Source organism: Streptomyces sp. WAC06614 (assembly GCF_003949795.1).
Classification (GTDB): domain Bacteria; phylum Actinomycetota; class Actinomycetes; order Streptomycetales; family Streptomycetaceae; genus Streptomyces.
This window is the reverse complement of record NZ_RPRY01000019.1, coordinates 1-22242: the sequence shown is the minus strand read 5'-3', so window position 1 is coordinate 22242 and position 22242 is coordinate 1. Positions and strand designations below refer to the sequence as shown.

Sequence of the window (22242 nt, the reverse complement as noted above, 5' to 3'; positions counted from 1 at the left end):
AGGTGTCTGACGAACAGTGGCAGAACCCCGTGGCCGGCTTCGGCGTGACCTTCAAGGCCATGTTCAAGAAGCGGCTCACGGAGCAGTACCCGGAGCAGAAGAAGACCACGGCGCCGCGTTTCCACGGACGCCACCAGCTCAACCGGCATCCGGACGGGCTGGAGAAGTGCATCGGGTGCGAGCTGTGCGCCTGGGCCTGTCCCGCCGACGCGATCTACGTGGAGGGCGCGGACAACACGGAGGAGGAGCGCTACTCCCCGGGCGAGCGCTACGGCCGCGTCTACCAGATCAACTACGCCCGCTGCATCCTGTGCGGGCTGTGCGTCGAGGCGTGCCCGACCCGGGCGCTGACCATGACCAACGAGTTCGAACTGGCCGACTCCAGCCGCGCCTCGCTCATCTACACCAAGGAGCAGCTGCTGGCCGGACTGACCGAGGGCATGGTCGAGGCCCCGCACGCGATGTTCCCCGGCACGGACGAGCAGGACTACTACCGCGGCCAGGTGACGGGCGCCGCGCCCGGCACCGAGCGGCAGGTGGCCGTCTCCAAGGGCGAGCAGCCCTCCGGAGAGGAGGTGGAGGCGTGAGCCCGCTGGCCGCACCGCTCGCCGCGGCGGCCTCCACCGGTGAGGCCGTGCAGTTCTGGATCCTGGGCACCGTGGCCGTGATCGGCGCGCTGTGCACGATCCTGATGAAGAAGGCGGTGCACAGCGCCCTGTGCCTGGCCGGGACGATGATCATCCTGGCGGTCTTCTACCTCGCCAACGGGGCGTACTTCCTGGGCGTGGTCCAGGTGGTCGTCTACACCGGCGCCATCATGATGCTCTTCCTGTTCGTGGTCATGCTGGTCGGTGTCACCGCCGCCGACTCGCTGAAGGAGACCCTCAAGGGCCAGCGCTGGCTGGCCCTGCTGTGCGGGCTCGGCTTCGGCATCCTGCTGGTCGCCGGTATCCGGCACGCCCAGCTGAACCACTCCAACGGGCTCGGCAAGGTCAACTCCGCCGGCCAGGTGGAGGGTCTGGCGGAGCTGATCTTCACCAAGTACGTCTTCGCCTTCGAGATCACCGGCGCCCTGCTGATCACCGCGGCCGTCGGTGCGATGGTGCTCACCCACCGCGAGCGCACCGAACGGGCCGCCACCCAGCGGGAGCTGTCCGAGCGGCGCGTGCGCGAGGGCGTCCAGCTCCCGCCGCTGCCCGCCCCCGGCGTCTACGCCCGGCACAACGCCGTGGACGTCCCCGCCCTGCTGCCCGACGGCACCCCGGCCGACCTCAGCGTCAGCCGGACCCTGCGCGAGCGCGGCCAGGTCCGCGACGTGTCGGGGCAGGCGCTGGAGGACCTCAAGGCCCTGGAGCAGCGTGCGGCCGAGCGCCTGGGCCGGGACAACTCCCGTGAGGAGGCCTCGAAGTGAATCCGGTCAACTACCTGTACCTCGCGGCGCTGCTGTTCACCATCGGCGCGGCCGGCGTGCTGATCCGGCGGAACGCGATCGTGCTGTTCATGTGCATCGAGCTGATGCTCAACGCCTGCAACCTCGCGTTCGTCACCTTCTCCCGGATGCACGGCAACCTCGACGGGCAGGTCATCGCCTTCTTCACGATGGTCGTCGCCGCCGCGGAGGTCGTGGTGGGCCTGGCGATCATCGTGTCGCTGTTCCGTACCCGCCACTCGGCCTCGGTCGACGACGCCAGCCTGATGAAGCTGTAAGGGGTCCCTGACAGTGGAGAATCTGATTGCGCTGCTCGTCGCGGCGCCCCTGCTCGGAGCGGCGGTGCTGCTCTGCGGCGGCCGCCGCCTCGACAAGACCGGCCACTGGCTCGGCACCCTGCTCGCCGCCGTCTCGTTCGGCATCGGCGTGGTCCTCTTCGCGGACATGCTCGGCAGGAGCGCCGACGACCGGGCCCTGTACCAGAAGCTGTGGACCTGGATCCCGGTCGAGGGCTTCCGGGCGGACGTCGCCTTCCAGCTCGACCAGCTCTCGATGACCTTCGTGCTGCTGATCACCGGGGTGGGCACGCTCATCCACGTGTACTCGATCGGGTACATGGAGCACGACGAGCGCCGGCGCCGCTTCTTCGGCTACCTGAACCTGTTCCTCGCGGCCATGCTGCTGCTGGTCCTCGCCGACAACTACCTGCTGCTGTACGTCGGCTGGGAGGGCGTGGGCCTGGCCTCGTACCTGCTCATCGGCTTCTGGCAGCACAAGCCCAGCGCGGCCACCGCCGCCAAGAAGGCCTTCCTGGTCAACCGGGTCGGCGACGTGGGCCTGTCGATCGCGATCATGCTGATGTTCACCACGTTCGGCACCTTCACCTTCGGGCCGGTGCTGGCGAGCGTCGGCAGGACCTCCGAGGGCACGCTGACGGCGATCGGCCTGATGCTGCTGCTCGCCGCGTGCGGCAAGTCGGCGCAGGTCCCGCTGCAGTCCTGGCTCGGGGACGCGATGGAGGGCCCGACCCCGGTCTCGGCCCTGATCCACGCGGCCACCATGGTCACCGCCGGCGTCTACCTGATCGTCCGCTCCGGAGCGGTCTTCAACGCCTCGCCGGACGCCCAGCTCGTGGTGGCGATCGTGGGCGCGGTCACGCTGATCTTCGGTGCGGTCGTCGGTTGCGCCAAGGACGACATCAAGAAGGCGCTGGCCGGCTCGACCATGTCGCAGATCGGCTACATGGTGCTGGCCGCCGGCCTCGGCCCGATCGGCTACGCCTTCGCGATCATGCACCTGGTCACGCACGGCTTCTTCAAGGCCGGGCTCTTCCTCGGCGCCGGGTCGGTCATGCACGGCATGAACGACGAGGTGGACATGCGCAAGTACGGCGGCCTGCGGAAGTACATGCCGGTCACCTTCGTGACCTTCGGCCTGGGCTACCTGGCCATCATCGGCTTCCCCGGCCTGTCCGGCTTCTGGTCCAAGGACAAGATCATCGAGGCCGCCTTCGCCAAGGGCGGCACCGAGGGCTGGATCCTGGGCGGGGTCGCCCTGCTGGGCGCGGCGATCACCGCGTTCTACATGACCCGCGTGATGCTGATGACCTTCTTCGGCGAGAAGCGCTGGCAGCCCGCCCCCGACGCGGACGCGGTGGCGAGCGCCGAACCGGCCGCCGAGCACCACGCCGGGCAGCTGCCCCACCCGCACGAGTCGCCGAAGTCCATGACGATCCCGATGATCGTGCTGGCCTTCGGATCGGTCTTCGCGGGCGCCCTGTTCAGCTTCCACAACTCCTTCGTGACCTGGCTGGAGCCGGTCACCTCCTTCGAGCACGGCCACCCGCCGATCGGCGCGGCGGCCATCACCGGCGCCACCGTCGTGGCCCTGGTCGTCGGCGTGGCGATCGCGTACGCCATGTACGGCCGCAAGCCGGTCCCGGTCGTCGCCCCGCGCGGCAGCGTCCTCACCCGGGCCGCCCGCCGCGACCTGCTCCAGGACGACTTCAACCACGTGGTGCTGGTGCGCGGCGGCGAGCACCTGACCCGCTCGCTCGTGTACGTCGACCACAGCCTGGTCGACGGAGTGGTCAACGGCACGGCCGCCTCGGTCGGCGGACTGTCGGGCCGGCTGCGCAGGCTGCAGAACGGCTACGCCCGCAGCTACGCGGTGTCGATGTTCGGGGGCACGGCGGTCCTGATCGCCGCGACCCTCCTGATGAGGGGGGTGTGAGATGAGTTTCCCGCTGCTCACCCTGACGGCCGCGGTCCCCGCGGCCGGCGCGGTCCTCACGGCGGCCGTCCCGGCCGCCCGCCGGACCGCCGCGAAGTGGCTGGCCCTGGTGGTCTCCCTCGCCACGCTCGCGCTGGCCGTGCTCGTCGCGGTCCGCTTCGAGCCGGGCGGCGCCCGCTACCAGCTCACCGAGTCGCACTGGTGGATCAAGGACTTCGGGGTCCGCTACGCCCTGGGCGTGGACGGCATCGGCGTGGTGCTGATCGCGCTCACCGCCCTGCTGATCCCGTTCATCATCCTGGCCGGGTGGCACGATGCCGACCCGTTGGAGAACAAGAGTCGTCGCTGGCGTCCCACCCAGGGATTCTTCGCCCTGATCCTGATGGTCGAGGCGATGGTCGTCATCTCCTTCGAGGCCACCGACGTCTTCCTCTTCTACGTCTTCTTCGAAGCCATGCTCGTCCCGATGTACTTCCTCATCGGCGGCTTCGGGGACCGCGCCACTTCCTCCCGATCAGCCGCTGCCGCGGCGGGGGGCACCGACGAGCACGCGGCCGCGCAGCGCTCGTACGCGGCGGTCAAGTTCCTCCTCTACAACCTGGTCGGCGGCCTGATCATGCTGGCCGCGGTCATCGGCCTGTACGTGGTCGCCGGGAACTTCTCGCTCCAGGAGATCGCCGCCGCCCGCGCCGCGGGCACGCTGGACATGGCGACGAACACCGAACGCCTGCTGTTCCTCGGCTTCTTCTTCGCCTTCGCGGTGAAGGCCCCGCTGTGGCCGCTGCACACCTGGCTGCCCAACGCCATGGGTGAGGCCACCGCCCCGGTCGCCGTCCTGATCACCGCGGTGGTCGACAAGGTCGGCACCTTCGCGATGCTCCGCTTCTGCCTCGGGCTGTTCCCGGACGCCAGCAAGTGGGCCACCCCGGTGATCCTGGTCCTGGCCCTGATCAGCATCGTCTACGGCGCGCTGCTCGCGGTCGGGCAGCGGGACATCAAGCGGCTGGTCGCCTACGCCTCGATCTCCCACTTCGGGTTCATCATCCTGGGCATCTTCGCGATGACCAGCCAGGGCCAGTCCGGCGCCACCCTCTACATGGTCAACCACGGCCTGTCGACGGCGGCGCTGATGCTGGTCGCCGGCTTCCTGATCTCGCGGCGCGGTTCCCGGCTCATCGCCGACTACGGCGGTGTGCAGAAGGTGGCGCCGGTGCTCGCCGGCACCTTCCTGATCGGCGGCCTCGCCACCCTGTCGCTGCCGGGCCTCGCGCCGTTCGTCAGCGAGTTCCTGGTCCTGGTCGGCACCTTCAGCCGCTACCCGGTGATCGGCATCGTCGCCACCTTCGGCATCGTGCTCGCCGCGCTCTACACGCTGGTGCTCTACCAGCGCACGATGACCGGCCCGGTGAAGGAGGAGGTCCGCACCATGCCGGACCTGCGCCTGCGCGAACTGCTGGTGGTGGCCCCGCTGATCGTGCTGCTCATCGGCCTCGGCGTCTACCCCAAGCCGCTCACCCAGATCGTCAACCCGGCGGTGGAGCACACCATGTCGGACGTCAAGCAGAAGGACCCCGCGCCGGAAGTGGAGGCGGCCAAGTGAGCACGACAGCGGTCCACGGCCTGTGGACGGCGGCGGCCGATCCGCTCGACCGGATCCCGGCCCCGCACATCGAGTACGCCCAGCTCGCGCCCACGCTGATCGTGGTCGGCGCGGCCGTGGTCGGCGTCCTGGTCGAGGCGTTCGTCCCGCGCAGGGCCCGCTACGTGACCCAGGTGGTCCTCGCCTTCGTCGCGCTGGCCGCGGCCTTCGCGGCGGTGGTGGCGCTCGCCGGCGCCGGGTACGCCTCCGGCAAGGCGCAGATCGCCGCGATGGGCGCCCTCGCGGTGGACGGCCCGGCGCTGTTCCTCCAGGGCACCATCCTGCTGGCGTCGGTGGTCGCCGTCTTCACCTTCGCCGAACGCCGCCTGGACCCGGCCGCCCACGGCAAGCGGATCGACTCCTTCGCCGCGCAGGCGGCGTCCGTACCGGGCAGCGACAGCGAACAGGCCGCGGTCAAGGCCGGCTTCACCACCACCGAGGTCTTCCCGCTCGCCCTGTTCGCGATCGCCGGCATGCTGATCTTCCCGGCGGCCAACGACCTGCTGACCCTGTTCGTCGCGCTGGAGGTCTTCTCCCTCCCGCTGTACCTCCTCTGCGCCCTCGCCCGCCGCCAGCGGCTGATGTCGCAGGAGGCGGCGGTGAAGTACTTCCTGCTGGGTGCCTTCTCCTCCGCCTTCCTCCTGTTCGGCATCGCCCTGCTGTACGGCTACGCCGGCTCGGTCTCGTACGCGGCCATCGCGGACGTGGTCGACGGCACGGTGGGCCGGATCGACCCGGCGCTGGCCGCCACCATGGGCAACGACGTGCTGCTGCTGATCGGCGGGGCGCTGGTGCTGATGGGCCTGCTGTTCAAGGTGGGCGCGGTGCCGTTCCACATGTGGACCCCGGACGTCTACCAGGGCGCCCCGACCCCGGTCACCGGCTTCATGGCGGCGGCCACCAAGGTGGCGGCCTTCGGCGCCCTGCTGCGGCTGCTGTACGTGGCCCTGCCGGGGATGCGCTGGGACTGGCGCCCGGTGATGTGGGGCGTGGCGATCGTCACGATGCTGGCCGGCGCCGTGATCGCGGTGACCCAGACCGACGTCAAGCGGCTGCTGGCCTACTCCTCGATCGCCCACGCGGGCTTCATCCTCGCGGGTGTGATCGCCACCTCCAAGGACGGCGTCTCGTCGGTCCTGTTCTACCTGGGCGCCTACTCCTTCGTGACCATCGGCGCCTTCGCCGTGGTCACGCTGGTCCGCGACGCGGGCGGCGAGGCCACGCACCTGTCCAAGTGGGCCGGCCTGGGCCGGCGTTCGCCGCTGACCGCGGCGGTCTTCGCCGTCTTCCTGCTCGCCTTCGCGGGCATTCCGCTGACCTCGGGCTTCGCGGGCAAGTTCGCGGTGTTCTCGGCGGCGGCGGAGGGCGGCGCGGGTGCCCTGGTCGTGGTCGGTGTGATCTCCTCGGCGATCGCGGCGTTCTTCTACATCCGGGTCATCGTCCTGATGTTCTTCAGCGAGCCGAAGGCGGACGGCCCGACCGTCGCCGTCCCCTCGTTCCTGACGATGACCACCATCGCCGTCGGCGTGGCGGTCACGGTGGCCCTGGGGCTGTTCCCCCAGTACTTCCTGGACCTGGCGGGCAGCGCGAGCACCTTCGTCCGCTGACCCCCACCGCACGGCCCGCAGGGCCCGGCTCCTCCGTGGAGCCGGGCCCTGCTGCCGTGCGGGGACGCGGCGGGTCAGCCGTGCGCGTGGGGGTGGGCCGCGGCGGCGGGACAGGTGACGGACGGGTTCCAGTTGTGGAAGGGGCCCGCCGGGTTCTTCTTGTACGCCCACATGTGGAGGTCGTAGTGCTTGGGCATGCCCGCCCAGTGGCCGGGCATGGGCCCGTCGAAGTCCAGGCCGAACATCTTCGGGCGGTCGTTCTTGGTGGTCAGGTCCTGGTCGCCGTCGGAGACCATCCATTCGACGGCGTACAGCTTGCGGCCGCCGCGCGGGCCCTTCTCGGGGCCGTAGACCAAGGTGGTGGGGCGCGCGGGGTCGGTGGAGCCCCAGTTGGACCACTTCACGTAGTGGTAGCCCATGGCGCCGGTGCCCTTGGGGTCGTTGAGGCAGTCGTCGCGGCGCTCGTAGCCGTCCTTGATCGCGGTCGCCTCGTCCACGTACCTGGCCGTCACCCGCAGGGCGGTCGCCATGTCCTGCATGGCCTGCCGGTCCCGGCGGTCGGGCGCGGGGCCGTCGACGGACTCGGCCGGCTGGGCGGCGGCCAGGGCTATGGACGCGGCTGCCGCGACGATCAGCGCGGCCTTCACGGGACGTGCGGGCATCGGGACTCCTTGGCCGGAGGGAGGCGGTGCGGGCTCCCCGGCCCGCCCCTTCCGTCCACCTTGTGGGGGACGGACCCGTACCCGCACGTGGCGCGCCCCCAAATGGGGGGCGCGCCCGGTGCGCTCCCTACCGGCCGCCGACGATGCGGCCGGTCACCTCGCCGAGCCCGACGCGGGTGCCGTCCGGGCCCGGGGCCCAGGCGGTCAGGGTGACCTCGTCGCCGTCCTCCAGGAAGGTGCGCTTGCCGTCGGCGAGCTCGATCGCGTCGCGGCCGTTCCAGGTGAGCTCCAGCAGGGAACCGCGCTGGGCCGTCTCGGGGCCGCTGACCGTGCCCGAGCCGAAGACGTCACCGGTGCGCAGCGAGGCCCCGTTGACGGTCATGTGGGCGAGCTGCTGGGCGGCGGTCCAGTACATGGTGGCGAACGGCGGGTGCGCCACCTCCTGACCGTTGATCGCGACGGTGATGCGCAGGTCGAAACCGCCCTCCTCGATGCCTTCGGCGGAGTCGTCCAGGTACGGCAGCAGCGGGAGGTCCCGCGCCGGCGGCGCCACCCGGGCCGCGTCCAGGGCCTCCAGCGGGGTCACCCAGGCGGAGACCGAGGTGGCGAAGGACTTGCCCAGGAAGGGGCCCAGCGGCACGTACTCCCAGGCCTGGATGTCGCGCGCGGACCAGTCGTTGAGCAGGAACAGCCCGAAGACGTGGTCGCGGAAGTCGCCCAGCGCGACGGGGGAGCCGAGCGCGGAGGGGGTGCCGACGACGAAGCCGACCTCGGCCTCGATGTCGAGCTTGACGGAGGGCCCGAAGACGGGCGCGGCGTCGGTGGGGGCCTTGCGCTGGCCGGAGGGCCGTACGACGTCGGTCCCGGAGACCACGATCGTGCCGGAGCGGCCGTGGTAACCGATGGGCAGGTGCTTCCAGTTGGGGGTGAGCGGCTCGCCGTCCGGGCGGAAGATGCGGCCCACGTTGGTCGCGTGGTGCTCGCTGGCGTAGAAGTCGACGTAGTCGGCGACCTCGTACGGCAGGTGCAGGGTGACGTCGGAGAGGGCGTACGTGTGCGGCTCGACGGTGGCCCGGTGGCCGGGGTCGGTGACCCAGGCGGTGAGCGCCCGGCGCACGTCGTGCCAGGTGGTGCGCCCGGCGGCCAGCAGGGGGTTGAGCGTAGGCGCGGTCAGCACTTCGGCGTACGGCGAACCGAGCGCCAGGGCCACCGCACCCGCGTCGATCACATGCCCGCCGAGCCGTACACCGATACGGCGCCGCACGGAGTCCTGCGTGGTGTCCCGCGCCGTCGAGAAGACGCCGTAGGGCAGGTTGTGCGGGCCGAACGGGTCGCCCTCGGGCACGTCCAGGGGGCTCTGCTGGGGCATGGGTGCCGCCTCGCTTTCCACACGATCCGGGGGTGTCCCGGGAGACAGGCCACACGTTACGTGGCGGGTGGGGTCTGTGGGAGGCCGGATTGGGGCGCGATTTGTAGGACTTGTCCGAGGGGGTCCGTATCCTTGCCGGGTGACTTCCGCCCTCCCCTACGCCTTGATCGCCACCGACCTGGACGGGACTCTGCTGCGCGCCGGGGACACCGTCTCACGCCGCTCGTACACGGCGCTCGCGACGGCGCGCGCCGCGGGCGCCCAGCACATCATCGTCACCGGCCGCCCGGTCCCGCAGGTACGGCACGTGCTGTACGGCCTTGGGTACCGGGGGCTCGCGGTGTGCGGCCAGGGCGCGCAGGTGTACGACGCGGCGCGCGGGCGGGTGATCCACTCCGTGGCCCTGGACCGGGACCTGGCGGAGGTCGCACTCGGGAAGATCGAGGCGGAGATCGGCGAGGTCTACGTGGCGGTCAACCGGGTGGGCGTGGACGTGGAGATGCGGATGGGCCCCGGCTACCGGATGCCGCACCCGCACCTGGCGACGGTGCGGGTCGGCCGGCGGGCGGAGCTGTGGGCGGCGCCGATCAACAAGGTGCTGCTGCAGCATCCGGAGCTGGACGACGACGAGTTGACCCGGGTCGCCCGGAGCGTGGTCGGCGACCTGGTGAACGTCACCATGGCGGGCGAGCACACGGTGGAGCTCCAGCCGCCGGGCGTGGACAAGGGCAGCGGCCTGGCCCTGGCCGCGGACCGGCTGGGCATCGCCGCCCCGGAGACCATCGCCTTCGGGGACATGCCGAACGACATCCCGATGTTCGCGCGGTCGGGGCACGGGGTGGCGATGGCGAACGCCCACCGCGAACTGAAGGCGGTCGCGGACGAGGTGACCTCGTCCAACGAGGAGGACGGCGTCGCGGTGGTCCTGGAGCGGCTGTACTCCTGAAGGAGGCGGACCGCGCCCTCGGCTCCCCGCCGGCGTGCGAGCGCACCGGGGCGGGCCGGATCCATCCAGCCCGTGCGGCGTTTGGACGCACCCGGCGCGGAGCGCCCGGACGGGGTCCGGGGCGGAGCCCCGGTCTCCGGTCGTGTCAGGTCGCGGTACGCGGCAGGCGCCGCTCCCAGGTGCGGTGGAACACCACCTCCTTGCCCTCCGGCGTGACCTCCTCGCAGACCAGCTCGTTCGTCGCCACGAACGCCCCCGCCTCGCACGCCAGCGCCGAGTGGGACGTGATCCGCACGTCCCACCCCCGCTTGGGCCGGTGCAGCCGGATCCGCCGGTCCGACCGCGCCCGCGCGGACAACGCGTCCGACTCCTGGATCTCGTACACGTCCCGCGCCTCCTCCTCGACCTCCAGGCCGTCCGGATGGACCCGGGTCCCGCCGGGGCGAGGGTCCACCTCCAGCCGCCGGACACCCTTGGCCACGTCCCGCACCACCACCCGCTCCGGCCCCGGCTCGTCCAGCGTCACCGGCACCGACACCCCCAGCGGCTCCGCCTGCTCGGGCGGCTCGAAGCGCACCCGCGCATCGGCCGCGGACCGCGCCCGTACCGGCAGCTCCAGCGCGCTCGCCCCCGGCACCAGCGTCCACCCGGCCTCCGACCCGGCCCGCGGCCACACCCACGGCCAGTACGCCGAGGACAGCGCCAGCCGGATCCGGTGCCCGGGCGCGAAGGCGTGCCCGATCGCGTGCAGCGCGAACGACACCTCTTCCTCCGCCCCCGGCGGGGTCCACGGCACCGCCCGGTCCGGCCCCCGGCGCGCCGACAGGTTCAGCACGCCCCGCGTGACCAGCGTCGAGGCGCCGTCGGGCGCCACGTCGCACAGCCGGGCCGCGACCTGCCCGTACGGCACGTCCATCCGCAGCCGCAGCGTCACCCGGGGGTGGCCCAGGATCTCCAGCGGGGCGTCGGCGGGCACGGCGAACTCGAAGCACGCCGACTTCGCGTCCTCCTCCCGCTGGTCCGGCGGCAGGTCCGCCTCGTTGCCGAGCGGGAGGAAGCGGCCCGCGTCCAGCCCCGTGTGCTGAGGCGACGCCACCCGTACCGGCTCGCCCCGCAGGCCGTACGCCACCGGGGTGACCTGCGGCGAGGGCCAGGCCGGGTCCGCGACCCAGCGGCCGGGCAGGACCTCGTACGTCGTCGCCGGGCGGTGGGCGTCGCTGATCCACGAGCGCAGCAGCGGGTCCGCCGCCACCCCCGTGTCCACCCCCTTGAGCCAGTGGTCCCACCACCGCAGCGTCTCCTGGAGGAAGCCGATCGCCGGTCCGGGCGGCTGCGCCCGGTCCGGGTACTGGTGCGACCAGGGCCCGACGATCCCGCGCACCCGCTCGGCCGGCAGGTGCTCGACCAGCCGCAGCACCGCGTCCCGGTAGGGGTCGTGCCAGCCGCCCACGGCCAGGACGGCGGCGCGCACGGCCCCGTAGTCCTCGCGGACGCCGCCGCGGCGCCAGTAGTCGTCCCGGGTCTGGTGCGCCAGCCAGGTGTGCAGCAGCGGCTCCACCGCCTCCAGGCGGCCCAGCCACTGCTGCCGCCAGTCCTCGCCCGCGTACCGCGGGTCCGGGGGCCGGGCGGTGAACGCCAGCACGGCCGCGGCCCACGCGTGCATGTCCACGGCGAGCAGCGAGCCGCCCGTGTAGTGGACGTCGTCGTCGAAGCGGTCGTCGGTGGCGCAGACCGTCACGACCGCCTCCAGCGGCTCCGGCGCCAGGGCCGCGATCCGCAGGGCGACGGCGCCGCCCCAGGAGATCCCGAACATCCCCACCTTGCCCGTGCACCACGGCTGTCGCGCCAGCCACTCCACCACCGCCACCCCGTCGGCCAGCTCCTGCGCGTCGTGCACGTCCCCCGGCCGTCCGCCGCTGTTGCCGTGCCCGCGCACGTCCACCCGTACGGAGGCGTAGCCGTGGCCGGCGTACCAGGGGTGGCGCTGGGCGTCGCGCGCGGCGGTACGGTCGGTGAGCCGGTACGGCGTGTACTCCAGCAGGGCCGGCACCGGCTCCTCGGTCAGCGGCCGCCAGATCCGGGCGTAGAGGCGGGTCCCGTCGGGCAGGGGGATGCGGACGTCGTCATGGGTGGTGCCGCCGGCGACGGGGACGAGGTGGACCATGCTTTCCGTACCCTTCGGTCAGGGTTCTGGACGAAACACGCTCTCCGGATACAGGTGAAGAATTGCGCCGTTCACGAACATACCGGGGCCCTTCGGGCGGAGCTCCCGACAGGACCGGACAGGCGCTCTCCGTGATCGAAAACGGACGGGATACGCTGGCTTGAGTGATGGCAGCGACACATCGACAATCCAGGTGATCGTCAACGTGATCGGCAGCAGACAGGAGTACCCCTCGTGACCGTCGTCGGGCCGTTCGGACTGAGCGTGCGGGACCAGGCTCTCGAGACCGATGTCCAGGCGGGACTGGCCGCCGTCGAGGCGGGTCTGCTGGAGGCCACCAAGAGCGAAGTCCCCTTCATCACCGAGGCCGCCCAGCACCTGGTGCGGGCCGGAGGCAAGCGCTTCCGCCCCCTGCTGGTGATGCTGGCCGCGCAGTTCGGCGACCCCTACGCGCCGGGCATCGTGCCCTCCGCGGTGGTCGTGGAGCTGACCCACCTCGCCACGCTGTACCACGACGACGTCATGGACGAGGCGGAGGTCCGGCGCGGCGTCGACAGCGCCAACGCGCGCTGGGGCAACTCCGTTGCCGTCCTGACGGGTGACTTTCTGTTCGCCCGCGCCTCACACATTCTGGCGGACCTCGGCCCGGAGGCCGTCCGCATCCAGGCCGAGGCGTTCGAACGCCTGGTCACCGGCCAGATCCTGGAGACCGCGGGCCCGCGCGACGGCCGCGACCCGGTGGAGCACTACCTGGAGGTCATGGCCGGCAAGACCGGTTCGCTCGTCGCGGTCGCCTGCCGCTTCGGCGCCATGATGTCCGGCGCCGACGAGCGCGTGGTCGACATCCTCACGCAGTACGGCGAGCGGCTGGGCCTGGCCTTCCAGCTCGCCGACGACGTCCTGGACGTGGCCTCCGACTCCCACGAGTCCGGCAAGACCCCCGGCACCGACCTGCGCGAGGGCATCGCCACCCTGCCCGTGCTCCGGCTGCGCGAGGCGGCCGCCCGCGAGGGCCGGGCCGAGGACCTGGACCTCGTACGCTTGCTGGAGGGCGACCTGACGGACGACGCCCGGCACGCCGAGGCCCTGGCGCGGCTGCGCGCGCACCCCGCCCTGGAGCAGGCCCGCCGGGACACCGTGCGCTACGCCGAGGACGCGCGGGCGCTGCTGGCACCGCTGCCGGAGTGCACCGCGAAGGCGGCCCTGGTGGAGCTGTGCGACGCGGTGGTGCACCGCGCCGGCTGACGGCCGGCCGACCGCCGGGTGAGAGCACGTACAGGCCCCTCCGCCCCCTCCCTACCCCTACGGGAGGAGGGCGCAGGGGCCGCGTCGTGTCATCCCAGGGTTGTACGCGGAGTTGGCTCCGCGGGCTGACGCCCCGACCCGTCCGGGTTTGGTCCCATGGATGTACCAACCCCACCGGATCGGGTGAGCGCGGCGACACGGGGGTCGTCGCCCCAAACACAGAGGGCAGGTCACTGACATGGCAGGCAGCACGAAGACTTCTCGCAAGGCCGCGCGGTACGCCGTACCGGTCGCGGTGGCGGGCGTGGCCGCGGCGACCGTCGCGATGGTCCCGGCCTTCGCGAACGCCGGCAGCCCGGACCTGCCGAAGATCACGGCGCAGCAGCTCATCGAGAAGATCGCGGCCTCGGACGTGCAACAGCTGTCCGGCACGGCCAGGGTCACCACCGACCTCGGGCTGCCGAAGATCGCGAGCGGGCTGCTGGGCGGCGCCGGGATGACCGGCGGCTCGGCCGCGCCCGAGGACAAGCTCGCGCAGCTGGCGAGCGGCTCCCACACCTTCAAGGTGGCCGCGGACGGCCCGGACCGGCAGAAGGTGACCTTCCTCGACGGCAAGGACGAGTACAGCCTCGTCCACAACGGCGCGGACGTCTGGGGCTACGACTCCAAGTCCGACGAGGTCTTCCACGAGAAGGACCCGTACGCCGGCCAGGGCGAGAAGGGCAAGGGCGGCAAGGACGGCAAGTCCGGCAAGGAGCACAAGACCGCGGACCGGATGCCGACGACGCCCCAGCAGTTCGCCGAGGAGGCCCTCAAGGCCGCCGGCCCGACCACCGAGGTGAGCGTCGGCGAGAGCGCGCAGGTGGCCGGCCGGGACGCGTACCAGCTGGTGCTCAAGCCCAAGCAGGCCGGTTCCACGGTCGGTTCGGTCCAGATCGCCGTCGACGCCAAGAACGGCGTGCCGCTGCGCTTCCAGCTGCTGTCCAGCCAGGGCGGCAAGCCGATCGTGGACGCGGGCTTCACCAAGGTGGACTTCGCCGCCCCTGCGGCCGGCACCTTCGACTTCACCCCGCCCAAGGGCGCGAAGATCACCGAGGGCGGCGGCGAGCACCGCGCCGGGGACCACGCCGGCAAGGACGCCGACAAGGGCTTCAAGGGCCTGGAGATGCTGCCCGGGTTCGACGGCCTGGCCGGCGCCGGCGGCAAGGGCGGCGAGACCAAGGTCATCGGTGAGGGCTGGTCCACCATCGCCCGCATCGACTCCGGCACGGGCAAGGGCCTGAAGGAGCTGGAGAACGACAAGAACGCGCCGAAGCAGGCCAAGGACTTCCTGAGCTCCCTCGGCGAGAAGGTCTCCGGGAGCTTCGGCGAGGGCCGCGTCCTGTCGACCCGCCTGGTCAACGCCCTGGTCACGGACGACGGCAAGGTCTACGTCGGCGCCGTCACCAAGGACGCGCTGGTGAAGGCGGCCGAGGCGAACAAGTAGCACGGGCGACCGTACCGCCAGGAGGAGCCGATGGGCCGGGACCGGGTGTCCCGGCCCATCGGCGTGCCGTACCGTGAACGGCATGTCGAGACACGTCACCATCCGCCTGGACGAGGAGTTCCACGACCGCCTCAAGGCGCGTGCGGCGGCCCTGGGGACGACCGTGTCCGCGCTGATCACCGAGGTCACGGAACGCGAACTGGACGAGGACCGCAAGGACTTCCTGTCCGGCATAGAGGAGTTCGCGGTCCACTGGGGCTACTTCCAGGAACGGTTCGGCAATTGAAGATCACGATGGAGTGGGCCTGGACCGCTCTGGCCCACCACCTCCCGTCCGACCCCGCCGTGTGGGACCCCTCCGGGGTGGAGGCCGCCGTCGCCCGGCACCAGAGCGACCTGGTGCTCGTACCGGAGCAGCCCGCCCCCGACATCGCGTGGCGGGCCGCGGCGTTCCTGCACACGCTCGCGGTGTGCCCGGCGCTGGAGTCGCCGATGAACGAGTTCTACGCGGCCGCCGCCACCCGCTCGTACCTGCGGGTGGCGGGCGCCGAGCAGCTCCCCTCGCCCGAGGTGCTCGGCGACCTGGTGGAGGCGGCCAAGCTGGGCCGCGCGGACGTGGCGGCCGTGGCCGAGGAACTGCGCGCGCACATACAGGAGCCGCCGCCGCTGGACGCGGCGACGGCTCCGGGTGAGGTGCCGGGCTGAGTCAGAAGGTGATCTTCCAGCTGTTGATGTAGCCGACGTCCACCGCGGCCACGTCCTTGACCTGGAGCTTCCAGACGCCGTTGGCGACCTCGCTGGAGGCGTTGACCGTGTAGGACGCGATCACGTTGTCGGCCGAGTCCGAGCTGGAGGAGTTCTTCAGCCGGTAGGCCGTCCCGTCCGGGGCGATCAGGTCGATCACCAGGTCACCGCGGTAGGTGTGGACGATGTTGACGTCGACCTTGGTGGTGGCCGGGGCGTTGCCCGCGACACCGGAGACCGTGATCGGCGAGGTCACCGCGGCACCGGGGGAGTCCGGGATGGTCACGTCCGTGGTGTTCTCGAACGAGGGGCCGGGCGGGACCGTGGTGCCGGCGCCCAGGTTCCAGATCGCGTAGGCGATGGCGTCGCTGTTGCGGTCCAGGGCGGTGTCGTTGATGTTCGCCGTGGTGTCGCAGGACGAGTGGTAGCAGCGGTCGAAGGCCTGGCCGGCGGTGCCGCCCCACTTCTGGGCCTGGGCCGCGGTCTTGGTGTAGTCGGCGCCGGTGAACAGGCCGCCGACGGGTATGCCGACGTTCTTGAACGGCGCGTGGTCGGAGCGGCCGTCACCCTCGGTCTCGATCTCCGTGGGGATGTTCAGGCCCGCGAAGTACGTCTTGAAGGTCTGCTCGATCGTCGGGTCGTCGTCGTAGACGAAGTAGCCCGGGTTCGGCGAGCCGATCATGTCGAAGTTCAGGTAGCCGGAGATCTTCGCGCGCTCGGCGCTCGGCAGGTTGTTCACGTAGTACTTCGACCCGACCAGGCCCAGCTCCTCCGCGCCCCACCAGCCGAACCGCAGGTGCTTGGTGGGCTGCAGGCCGGCCCGCGAGACCGCCAGGGCCGTCTCCAGGACGGCGGCCGAGCCGGAGCCGTTGTCGTTGATGCCGGGGCCGGAGGTGACCGAGTCCAGGTGCGAGCCGGCCATCAGCACGGAGTTGGGGTCGCCGCCGGGCCAGTCGGCGATCAGGTTGTAGCCGGTGGCGCCGGAGGAGGTGAAGGTCTGGATCGTGGTCGTGTAGCCGGCCGCGTCCAGCTTGGCCTTCACGTAGTCGAGCGAGGCCTTGTAGCCCGCGCGGCCGTGGGCGCGGTTGCCGCCGTTGCTGGTGGCGATGGACTGGAACTGCGCCAGGTGGGCCTTGACGTTGGCCACCGGGATGTCGGGCGGCGTGGGCGCCGCCGTGACGGCCGTCGGCGCGGCGAGGGCCGCGGGGGCGGTGGAGGCGAACAGGCCGGCGACCGCGAACGCGGTCACCGCGGCCAGCCGCCGGGAGACGGAGAGGCTCATGTGGGGGCTCCGTGATTCCGAACGGGGATGGGAACGGAACGTACGAGGTTGGAGCGTCAGTGCGAGCCCGATCGTCAGCGACGGTATGACAGACCGTCAAGGTCGCGATTCGGTCAGCGTAGTTCGCATAACGGACGATCCCCGCTACGCATGCTGCGTAGCGGGGACCGTGGGGCGGAGGGGGGCGGATCTACGCCGGTTCGCGCGCGGCCTTCGTCGGGGCGGGAGAGGCGGCAGGGGCGGACGGTGCGGTCGCCGTGGCGGCGGTCGCGGCCAGCGCGAGCCGGGACCGGTGGGCCGTGCGCAGGGCGTCCCAGGTGAGGACCGTCAGCGCGAGCCAGACCAGCGAGAAGCCGGCCCACCGCTCGGGCGGCATGGCCTCGTGGAAGTACAGGACGCCGAGGCTGAACTGGAACACCGGCGCGAGGTACTGCAACAGGCCGAGCGTGGACAGCGGGACCCGGATCGCCGCGGCGCCGAAGCAGATCAGCGGCACCGCCGTGACCAGGCCGGTCGCGGCCAGCAGGGCCGCGTGCCCGGTGCCCCCGGTGGTGAACGTCGACTCGCCCCGCGAGCCCAGCCAGAGCAGGTAGGCCAGGGCCGGCAGGAACTGCACGGCGGTCTCGGCCGCCAGCGACTCCAGACCGCCCATGTTGATCTTCTTCTTGATCAGCCCGTACGTCCCGAACGAGAAGGCCAGCACCAGCGAGATCCACGGCGGCCGCCCGTAGCCGACGGCCAGGACCGCCACCGCCACGATGCAGATGCCGACCGCCACCCACTGGGCCCGGCGCAGCCGCTCACCGAGGAGCAGGACCCCGAGGGCGATGCTGACCAGCGGGTTGATGAAGTAGCCGAGGCTGGACTCGACGACCGCGCCGTGGTTCACGGACCAGATGTAGACGCCCCAGTTCACGGTGATCACGGTGGCGGCCAGCGCGGTCAGGGCCAGCTTGCGCGGCTCCGCGAGCAGCTCGCGCATCCAGCCCCAGCGGCGCATCACGAGCAGGATCAGGGCGACGACGCCCAGTGACCAGGTCATCCGGTGGGCGAGGATCTCGACGGCTCCGGCGGGCTTCAGCAGTGGCCAGAACAGGGGCACCAGACCCCACATCCCGTACGCGCCGAATCCGTAGAGCAGGCCGGCGCGCTGCTCGGTGGTCTCTGCCTTCACGTGGCCTCCTGGGCGAGTTCAAGCCAACCTCACGAAGGTAGCGCCGGGAGGCCCGGATGTCATGCCCGTACAACGGAGACAGTCATGACATCTGCTCGACCGCACCGGGACGGGACGCGGAGGGGCCCGGAGCGCCGTGCGCGCTCCGGGCCCCTCCGCGTGGTGTCCGGGTGTCCGGGTGTCCGGTTCTCCGTGGGTGCCGGGGTGGTGCCGGTCAGCCCACGACGGTCCAGGTGTCGTTGCCGGCCAGCAGCGCGGCCAGGTCGCCCTTGCCGTTCTGCTCGACCGCCGTGTTGAGCTGCTCGGCCATCAGCGTGTCGTAGACGGGCCGCTCGATGCTGCGGAAGACCCCGATCGGGGTCTGGAACAGCGTGTCGGGGTCGGCGAGGCGGGAGAGGGCGAAGGCGGTGGTCGGGGACGCGGCGTGCGCGTCGTGGACCAGGATCCGCGCCTCGTTCTCGGGGGTGACCTCCACGACCTGGAGGTCGCCGGTGGCCTGGTCCCGGACCACGCCCTTGTGGCCGTCGGCCCCGAACCGGATCGGCTTGCCGTGCTCCAGCCGGATCACGGCCTCCTGGGCCTGCTCCTGGTCCTTGAGGACCTCGAAGGCGCCGTCGTTGAAGATGTTGCAGTTCTGGTAGATCTCGATCAGGGCGGTGCCGTTGTGGTCGGCGGCGGCGCGCAGGACCTCGGTGAGGTGCTTGCGGTCGGAGTCGACGGTGCGGGCGACGAAGGAGGCCTCGGCGCCCAGGGCGAGGGAGACGGGGTTGAAGGGGGCGTCCAGGGACCCCATGGGGGTGGACTTGGTGATCTTGCCGAGTTCGGAGGTGGGGGAGTACTGGCCCTTGGTGAGGCCGTAGATCCGGTTGTTGAACAGCAGGATCTTGAGGTTGACGTTGCGGCGCAGGGCGTGGATGAGGTGGTTGCCGCCGATGGAGAGGGCGTCGCCGTCGCCGGTGACGACCCAGACGGACAGGTCGCGCCGGGAGGTGGCCAGGCCGGTGGCGATGGCGGGGGCGCGGCCGTGGATGGAGTGCATCCCGTAGGTGTTCATGTAGTACGGGAAGCGGGAGGAGCAGCCGATGCCGGAGACGAAGACGATGTTCTCCTTGGCCAGGCCCAGCTCCGGCATGAAGCCCTGGACCGCGGCCAGGACGGCGTAGTCCCCGCAGCCCGGGCACCAGCGGACCTCCTGGTCCGACTTGAAGTCCTTCATGGACTGCTTGCCCTCGGCCTTGGGCACGAGGGACAGGAGTGGGCTGCCGGCCGGAACCGTGACCTCAGTCATTGATGGCCTCCTTCAGGACCTTCGCGAGCTGTTCCGCCTTGAAGGGCATGCCGTTGACCTGGTGGTACGACTGGGCGTCGACCAGGTACTTCGCCCGCACCAGGTGGGCGAGCTGCCCCAGGTTCATCTCCGGCACCACGACCTTGTCGTACCGCCCGAGGACCTCGCCGAGATTGCCCGGGAAGGGGTTGAGGTGGCGCAGGTGCGCCTGCGCGATGGGGGAGCCGGCGCTCCGCAGCCGCCGTACCGCGGCGGTGATGGGGCCGTAGGTGGAGCCCCAGCCCAGGACGAGGGTGCGGGCGTCGCCGGAGGGGTCGTCGACCGTCAGGTCGGGGACCTCGATGCCGTCGATCTTGGCCTGGCGGGTACGGACCATGAAGTCGTGGTTGGCCGGGTCGTAGGAGATGTTGCCCGTGCCGTCCTGCTTCTCGATCCCGCCGATCCGGTGCTCCAGCCCCGGCGTGCCCGGCACCGCCCACGGACGGGCCAGGGTCTGCGGGTCCCGCTTGTAGGGCCAGAACACCTCGGTGCCGTCGGCCAGCGTGTGGTTCGGGCCGGTCGCGAACCTCGTACGCAGGTCCGGCAGGTCCGCCGGGTCCGGGATCCGCCACGGCTCGGAACCGTTGGCCAGATAGCCGTCGGACAGCAGGAACACTGGCGTGCGGTAGGTCAGCGCGATCCGGGCCGCGTCCAGCGCGGCGTCGAAGCAGTCCGCCGGGGTCCGCGGCGCCACCACCGGCACCGGCGCCTCACCGTTGCGCCCGTACATCGCCTGCAGCAGGTCCGCCTGCTCGGTCTTGGTCGGCAGACCCGTCGACGGGCCACCGCGCTGGATGTCCACGACCAGCAGCGGCAGCTCCAGCGACACCGCCAGCCCGATCGTCTCCGACTTCAGTGCCACGCCCGGCCCGGAGGTGGTGGTGACCGCCAGCGCCCCGCCGAAGGCGGCGCCCAGGGCGGCGCCGATCCCGGCGATCTCGTCCTCGGCCTGGAAGGTCCGCACCCCGAAGTTCTTGTGCTTCGACAGCTCGTGCAGGATGTCCGAGGCCGGCGTGATCGGGTAAGAGCCCAGGTAGAGCGGCAGATCGGCCTGCCGGGACGCGGCGATCAGACCGTAGGCCAGCGCCAGGTTGCCGGAGATGTTGCGGTACGTACCCGTCGGGAACGCGGCGGTGGCCGGGGCGACCTCGTAGGAGACGGCGAAGTCCTCGGTGGTCTCCCCGAAGTTCCAGCCCGCCCGGAACGCCGCCACGTTCGCCTCGGCGATCTCCGGCTTCTTCGCGAACTTCTGCCGCAGGAACTTCTCCGTGCCCTCCGTCGGCCGGTGGTACATCCACGACAGCAGACCCAGCGCGAACATGTTCTTGCTCCGCTCGGCCTCCTTCCGCGACAGCCCGAACTCCTTCAACGCCTCCACGGTGAGGGTCGTCAACGGCACCGGATGGACGTTGTAGGCGTCGAGCGACCCGTCCTCCAGCGGGGAGGTCTCGTAGCCCACCTTGGCCATCGGGCGCTTGGTGAACTCGTCCGTGTTGATGATGATCTCCGCCCCGCGCGGCACGTCGGCGAGGTTCGCCTTGAGCGCGGCCGGATTCATCGCCACCAGGACGTTCGGGGCGTCACCCGGAGTGAGGATGTCGTGGTCGGCGAAGTGGAGCTGGAACGAGGACACGCCCGGCAGGGTGCCGGCGGGCGCCCGGATCTCGGCCGGGAAGTTCGGCAGCGTCGACAGGTCGTTCCCGAAGGAAGCCGTCTCCGACGTGAACCGGTCACCGGTGAGCTGCATCCCGTCACCCGAGTCACCCGCGAACCGGATGATCACGCGATCGAGGCGCCGTACCTCCTTGCCGCCCGCCCCCTCGGGCGAACGCTGTCCACCGACAACAGCCCCTTCTGTCCCCTCCGCGCCGTCGGCGTGCTCGGCTGGGCTACTGACCTGGCTGGTCACTGAACTGGACCTCCTTCGAGGCATGGGTTCCAAGGCCAACCCTACGTCCGTAAGGGTGCCCTTCCCTGGACCTCTCACATGGTGGAACTCCGAATGAGACGGTCGCCCGACCGGCCTGAAAAACCTGATCTGACAGTGTGTCAGCTACTCATGAGTTCAGATAGGTGAGGACGGCCAGCACGCGGCGGTGATCCCCCTCACTCGGTGAGAGGCCCAGCTTCATGAAGATATTGCTCACGTGCTTCTCGACCGCGCCGTCACTGACCACAAGCTGCCGGGCAACGGCCGAATTGGTGCGGCCTTCAGCCATCAGGCCCAGTACCTCGCGCTCCCGGGGGGTCAGCCCCGCCAGCACGTCCTGCCTGCGGCTACGGCCCAGGAGCTGGGCCACGACCTCGGGATCCAGGGCGGTTCCGCCCCGGGCCACTCTCACCACGGCGTCAAGGAACTCTCGAACGTCGGCTACCCGATCCTTGAGCAGATAGCCCACTCCGGTGCTGGAACCGGCCAGGAGTTCGGTGGCGTAGCGCTCCTCCACGTACTGCGACAGCACCAGCACGCCTATGCCCGGATGCTCCCGGCGCAGCTCCACGGCCGCCCGGACGCCCTCGTCCGTATGGGTGGGCGGCATCCGTACGTCGGCCACCACCACGTCGGGCAGCGCGTCCTGCCCCGCCAGGTCGGACACCGTCTTGAGCAGGGCCTCCGCGTCCCCGACGCCGGCCACGACGTCATGCCCCCGGTCGGTCAGCAACCGGGTCAGACCCTCGCGCAACAGCACGGAATCCTCGGCGATGACCACCCGCACCCTGTCCTCCACGGCTCCGGTGCTCCTGTTCCCTCGATCGACACGCACGGCACTCCACGGCGCTCCACGGCGCACGCTGTGCCAAGCATGCCGGTCGGCGGCGGCGGTGTCCACGACGACGCCTCGGTCCGTCTCCAGCTCGGTGACCCGCGAGTCCAGCCGGGACGGGCCGAGCAGGCCCCGGATCAGCACCTGGTCGACGGTGACGAGGGCGCGGAC

Annotated in this window: 19 protein-coding genes; 11 read left to right on the top strand and 8 right to left on the bottom strand. The window is 71.2% G+C overall.

Translation table 11 applies throughout. From position 1 onward, the window contains the following. Window positions 1-2 precede the first annotated feature (2 nt). Genes nuoI through nuoN form a run of 6 tightly spaced genes read left to right on the top strand, consistent with a single transcriptional unit; the run spans window position 3 to window position 6907 of the window. Window positions 3-587, top strand: coding sequence for an NADH-quinone oxidoreductase subunit NuoI (nuoI, locus tag EF918_RS04550; RefSeq protein WP_125641070.1), 585 nt, complete (start codon window positions 3-5; stop codon window positions 585-587). 5 nt (window positions 588-592) lie between these two features. Continuing rightward, window positions 593-1411 carry an NADH-quinone oxidoreductase subunit J gene (locus tag EF918_RS04545; RefSeq protein ID WP_125641141.1) on the top strand — a complete coding sequence of 273 codons (819 nt, stop codon included), beginning with the start codon at window positions 593-595 and terminating at the stop codon, window positions 1409-1411. Next, window positions 1408-1707, top strand: coding sequence for an NADH-quinone oxidoreductase subunit NuoK (gene nuoK / locus EF918_RS04540; RefSeq protein WP_125641067.1), 300 nt, complete (start codon window positions 1408-1410; stop codon window positions 1705-1707). The genes EF918_RS04545 and nuoK overlap by 4 nt, the downstream gene beginning before the upstream one ends. Window positions 1708-1720: 13 nt before the next feature. After that, window positions 1721-3661 carry an NADH-quinone oxidoreductase subunit L gene (gene nuoL, locus EF918_RS04535; RefSeq protein ID WP_125641063.1) on the top strand — a complete coding sequence of 647 codons (1941 nt, stop codon included), beginning with the start codon at window positions 1721-1723 and terminating at the stop codon, window positions 3659-3661. 1 nt (window position 3662) lies between these two features. After that, a complete protein-coding gene (locus EF918_RS04530) occupies window positions 3663-5261 on the top strand; it encodes an NADH-quinone oxidoreductase subunit M (protein WP_125641060.1) in 1599 nt (532 codons plus the stop codon). Further along, window positions 5258-6907, top strand: coding sequence for an NADH-quinone oxidoreductase subunit NuoN (gene nuoN / locus EF918_RS04525; protein WP_125641057.1), 1650 nt, complete (start codon window positions 5258-5260; stop codon window positions 6905-6907). The genes EF918_RS04530 and nuoN overlap by 4 nt, the downstream gene beginning before the upstream one ends. A 74-nt stretch (window positions 6908-6981) precedes the next feature. On the opposite strand, the gene EF918_RS04520 is transcribed toward nuoN, so the two are convergent. Both EF918_RS04520 and fahA read right to left on the bottom strand, forming a co-directional pair. After that, a complete protein-coding gene (locus EF918_RS04520; RefSeq protein WP_125641054.1) occupies window positions 6982-7569 on the bottom strand; it encodes a hypothetical protein in 588 nt (195 codons plus the stop codon). A 127-nt stretch (window positions 7570-7696) separates the two neighbouring features. Further along, on the bottom strand, window positions 7697-8938 hold the full coding sequence (fahA, locus tag EF918_RS04515) for a fumarylacetoacetase (protein WP_125641051.1): 1242 nt from the start codon (window positions 8936-8938) through the stop codon (window positions 7697-7699). Between the two features lie 139 nt (window positions 8939-9077). Here fahA and EF918_RS04510 point away from each other — a divergent pair, with 139 nt between their 5' ends. Beyond that, window positions 9078-9884: an HAD family hydrolase gene (locus EF918_RS04510; protein WP_185921590.1), complete on the top strand. Its 807-nt coding sequence runs from the start codon at window positions 9078-9080 to the stop codon at window positions 9882-9884. Between the two features lie 145 nt (window positions 9885-10029). Here the strand turns inward: EF918_RS04510 and EF918_RS04505 are convergent, their stop codons facing one another. Next, window positions 10030-12048 (bottom strand): CocE/NonD family hydrolase, encoded by a 2019-nt coding sequence (locus EF918_RS04505; protein WP_125641045.1) that lies wholly within the window; start codon window positions 12046-12048, stop codon window positions 10030-10032. Between the two features lie 234 nt (window positions 12049-12282). Between EF918_RS04505 and EF918_RS04500 the strand changes: the two genes are divergently transcribed. The 4 genes from EF918_RS04500 (at window position 12283) to EF918_RS04485 (ending at window position 15484) form a co-directional block, all read left to right on the top strand. Then, window positions 12283-13293 (top strand): polyprenyl synthetase family protein, encoded by a 1011-nt coding sequence (locus EF918_RS04500; RefSeq protein WP_125641042.1) that lies wholly within the window; start codon window positions 12283-12285, stop codon window positions 13291-13293. Between the two features lie 238 nt (window positions 13294-13531). Next, complete coding sequence (locus tag EF918_RS04495) at window positions 13532-14779, top strand: DUF2092 domain-containing protein (RefSeq protein WP_125641038.1); 1248 nt, start codon at window positions 13532-13534, stop codon at window positions 14777-14779. Between the two features lie 82 nt (window positions 14780-14861). Continuing rightward, window positions 14862-15065 carry a hypothetical protein gene (locus EF918_RS04490; protein WP_125641035.1) on the top strand — a complete coding sequence of 68 codons (204 nt, stop codon included), beginning with the start codon at window positions 14862-14864 and terminating at the stop codon, window positions 15063-15065. Beyond that, the gene (locus EF918_RS04485; protein WP_260609772.1) at window positions 15062-15484 is read left to right on the top strand and encodes a hypothetical protein; all 423 of its coding nucleotides are present in this window, start codon (window positions 15062-15064) and stop codon (window positions 15482-15484) included. Before EF918_RS04490 ends, EF918_RS04485 begins: the two co-directional genes overlap by 4 nt. A 1-nt stretch (window position 15485) precedes the next feature. Here the strand turns inward: EF918_RS04485 and EF918_RS04480 are convergent, their stop codons facing one another. From EF918_RS04480 to EF918_RS04460, 5 genes are all read right to left on the bottom strand, one after another. Then, window positions 15486-16805: a M28 family metallopeptidase gene (locus EF918_RS04480; RefSeq protein ID WP_125641032.1), complete on the bottom strand. Its 1320-nt coding sequence runs from the start codon at window positions 16803-16805 to the stop codon at window positions 15486-15488. Between the two features lie 190 nt (window positions 16806-16995). Continuing rightward, complete coding sequence (gene rarD / locus EF918_RS04475) at window positions 16996-17979, bottom strand: EamA family transporter RarD (RefSeq protein ID WP_125641028.1); 984 nt, start codon at window positions 17977-17979, stop codon at window positions 16996-16998. A 214-nt stretch (window positions 17980-18193) separates the two neighbouring features. Next, on the bottom strand, window positions 18194-19267 hold the full coding sequence (locus tag EF918_RS04470; RefSeq protein WP_125641025.1) for a 2-oxoacid:ferredoxin oxidoreductase subunit beta: 1074 nt from the start codon (window positions 19265-19267) through the stop codon (window positions 18194-18196). Then, complete coding sequence (locus EF918_RS04465) at window positions 19260-21215, bottom strand: 2-oxoacid:acceptor oxidoreductase subunit alpha (RefSeq protein ID WP_125641022.1); 1956 nt, start codon at window positions 21213-21215, stop codon at window positions 19260-19262. The genes EF918_RS04470 and EF918_RS04465 overlap by 8 nt, the downstream gene beginning before the upstream one ends. Before the next feature lie 148 nt (window positions 21216-21363). Beyond that, window positions 21364-22023 (bottom strand): response regulator transcription factor, encoded by a 660-nt coding sequence (locus EF918_RS04460; protein WP_312847809.1) that lies wholly within the window; start codon window positions 22021-22023, stop codon window positions 21364-21366. Between the last annotated feature and the right edge of the window lie 219 nt (window positions 22024-22242).